Source organism: Halomonas gemina, from assembly GCF_023554995.1.
GTDB classification, from domain to species: domain Bacteria; phylum Pseudomonadota; class Gammaproteobacteria; order Pseudomonadales; family Halomonadaceae; genus Halomonas; species Halomonas gemina.
In genome coordinates this window covers 1-2,428 of record NZ_JAMJPK010000017.1, presented here as the reverse complement: position 1 = coordinate 2,428, position 2,428 = coordinate 1, and the positions used below count along the sequence as shown (strand labels likewise).

Below are 2,428 nucleotides of genomic sequence, written 5' to 3'. Positions count from 1 at the left end.
GTAAGCGGCCGGTGAACACACCTTACGCGGGAGGCCCTGGCCGGCCACATTAGGTGCCCATCTATTAATAAGTGGGCACCTATCCATGACGTCCCCAAGTACCGAACGTGAGATCCGTCGTCGCCGTCGCTACGCCCCGTCGTTCAAGGCCAAGATCGTTGCGGCCTGCCTGCAGGGCGACGCCTCGATTGCCCAGATCGCCCTGCAGCACGGTCTCAACACTAACCTTGTCCAGACCTGGATCCGCAGGGCTAAACGCCAGAGCCAGTTGCCGGCCGTGCCGGACTTCGTGCCCCTACCGGTACCGCCAGCAGCGACCGATCTGCCAGCGCCGCCTGCAGCCGTCGGCGACATCTGCATCGAGCTGCCCTCGTCGCGGGGCACGATCACCGTGCGCTGGCCGGTGAGCGAGGCAGCCCAGTGCGCGCAGTGGCTGAAGGGGCTGCTGTGATGATCCGCATCGACGAGATCTGGCTGGCCACCGAGCCGCTGGATATGCGCGCCGGCCCGGATACCGCGCTGGCCCGGGTGGTGACGGTGTTCGGCGCAGCTCGCCCGCATTGCGCCTATCTGTTCGCCAACCGGCGCGGCAACCGCATGAAGGTACTGGTTCACGATGGGCTGGGCGTCTGGCTGTGTGCCCGGCGCTTGAACCAGGGCAAGTTCCACTGGGCTGGCAACTGGCACGGCGAGCGCGTCGAGCTCTGCCCCGAACAGGTGACGGCGCTGGTGCAAGGCTTGCCCTGGCAGCGTCTCGGCGCCGACGGGGTTATCTCGATCGTGTGATGAGAGGCACAGACGCGGCGGCCCGGCTATTCGCGGATGCGCTAATCCCGCTCTCGCCGGCGAGCTGGCATACTCGCCGGATGAACGCACCTTCCGACCTGTCTCAGCTCTCTCCCGATCAGCTCCGCCACCTGGCGGCAACGCTGATGTCGCAGGTGGAGGAAAAGGATAAAGCGCTCCGTCACAGCGAGCAGGTCAACCAGAAGCTGACCTACGAACTGGCGCTGCTCAAGCGCCACGCCTTCGGCAAGCGCAGTGAGCAGCTCAATGTCCTGCAGATCAGCCTGCTGGAGGACGTGGTGGATGCCGATATCGCTGCCATCGAGACCGAGCTGGCAGATCTGGCCACTCCCGATACGCCACCGGCGACCAAGAAAACGCCCAAGCGCGCCCCCTTGCCTCCCGAACTGCCGCGCACCGAGATTCGCCACGACCCGGAAAGCGAGCACTGCGCCTGTGGCTGCCAGCTGCGGCGGATCGGCGAGGAGGTCAGCGAGAAGCTGGACTACACGCCGGGCGTGTTCCATGTCGAGCGCCATGTTCGCGGCAAGTGGGTCTGTGACCAGTGCGAGACGCTGACCCAGGCACCGATGCCGGCGCAGATCATCGACAAGGGCATCCCCACCGCCGGCTTGCTGGCCCAGGTGCTGATCGCCAAATACGCCGATCACCTGCCGCTCTATCGCCAGGAGCAGATCTTTGCCCGTGCCGGCGTGGCGATTCCGCGCTCCACCCTGGCCGAGTGGGTCGGCATCTGCGGCGTGCGGCTCCAACCGCTGGTCGACGCGCTACGTGACCTGCTGCTCAGCGAACCGGTGTTGCATGCCGACGAGACCCCGGTGCCGATGTTGGCCCCGGGCAAGAAGAAAACACACCGCGCCTACCTCTGGGCCTACGCCACCACGCCGTATGCCGGGTTGAAGGCGGTGATCTACGACTTCAGCGAGGGGCGCGGCGGCCAGCATGCCCGCGACTTCCTCGGCGAGTGGCGGGGCAAGCTAGTCTGTGACGACTACAGCGGCTACAAGCAGAGCTTCGCCAACGGCGTCACCGAAATCGGCTGCATGGCCCACGCGCGGCGCAAGTTCGTCGACCTGCACGTGGCCGGCAAGAGCCAGATCGCCGAGCAGGCCATTGAGCTGATCGGCCAGCTCTACCAGGTGGAACGCGAGGCACAGCCGCTCAGCGCGAAAGAACGCCAACGACTGCGGGAGACACGAGCGAGGCCCATCGCCGACGCGCTGCACCGCTGGATGCTGGCTCATCGGGAGAAGGTGCCGAACGGTTCGGCGACGGCGAAAGCGCTGGACTACAGCCTGAAGCGTTGGGCGGCGCTGACGCGCTACCTGGATGACGGAAGGTTGCCGATCGACAACAACCGAGTCGAAAACCTGATTCGACCCTGGGCGTTGGGTCGCTCCAACTGGCTGTTCGCCGGGTCGCTGCGCAGTGGCCAGCGCGCCGCCACCATCATGAGCCTGATCCAGTGCGCCAAGCTGAACGGCCACGAGCCCTACGCCTACCTGAAGGACGTGCTGGAACGGTTGCCGACCCAGAAAGCCAGCCAGCTCCACGAGCTCCTTCCGCAGAACTGGCAAAAAACCGCCTGACCATGCGCCGGCGGTGATGCCCGAACGCTTAC

At 65.8% G+C, this 2,428-nt stretch carries 3 protein-coding genes; all 3 read left to right on the top strand.

Translation table 11 applies throughout. The features are described from left to right. Nucleotides 1-85: 85 nt before the first annotated feature. The 3 genes from tnpA (at nucleotide 86) to tnpC (ending at nucleotide 2,396) form a co-directional block, all read left to right on the top strand. Nucleotides 86-451 (top strand): IS66-like element accessory protein TnpA, encoded by a 366-nt coding sequence (gene tnpA, locus M8009_RS18820; RefSeq protein WP_250064016.1) that lies wholly within the window; start codon nucleotides 86-88, stop codon nucleotides 449-451. Continuing rightward, the gene (tnpB, locus tag M8009_RS18815) at nucleotides 451-786 is read left to right on the top strand and encodes an IS66 family insertion sequence element accessory protein TnpB (protein ID WP_250064014.1); all 336 of its coding nucleotides are present in this window, start codon (nucleotides 451-453) and stop codon (nucleotides 784-786) included. Before tnpA ends, tnpB begins: the two co-directional genes overlap by 1 nt. Nucleotides 787-866: 80 nt before the next feature. Continuing rightward, nucleotides 867-2,396 carry an IS66 family transposase gene (gene tnpC, locus M8009_RS18810; protein WP_250064012.1) on the top strand — a complete coding sequence of 510 codons (1,530 nt, stop codon included), beginning with the start codon at nucleotides 867-869 and terminating at the stop codon, nucleotides 2,394-2,396. The last annotated feature ends 32 nt before the right edge of the window (nucleotides 2,397-2,428 follow it).